Consider the following 434-nt stretch of genomic DNA (forward strand, 5'->3'; position numbering starts at 1 on the left):
TTATGTACAGCCTTTTGGGGAAAAGAGGTTGCGCGAGTTGCCAAGAAAAATGTCGAAGCCGCCTTTCTATGCGGTTTGCTTCATAGCATTGGCAAACCGGTTATCCTTCAGACCATCTTTGACTACTCGGAATGGCATGACGTATCTATTTCATTAGATGAAGTAGGGGTAATCGAATCTGCTTATCATGTGAAATATGGCGAAGTCGTGGTCAGAAAATGGAAAATGCCCGCAATCGTTCAGGAATCTGTTCATTACTATGCTGACTATCAAAATGCCCAAAGCAATCGTGACCAAGCGATGGTGACTAATGGTGCTGCTAAGTTAGCTCAAGCAATGTTATCGGGTGAAGAAGCTGCGATAGATACAGCTTTGCAAGATACCGTATTTGCAGATCTGAATTTATATGAAGATGAATTGGAGCTTTTGAAGGA

1 protein-coding gene is annotated in these 434 nt (G+C 42.4%); it reads left to right on the forward strand.

Going from position 1 to position 434, the window contains the following annotated elements; translation table 11 throughout:
• Positions 1-434 (forward strand): HDOD domain-containing protein (locus A3761_RS07120; RefSeq protein ID WP_156491706.1); only part of this gene is annotated, 434 nt, incomplete at both ends.

This window comes from Oleiphilus sp. HI0123, from assembly GCF_001635315.1.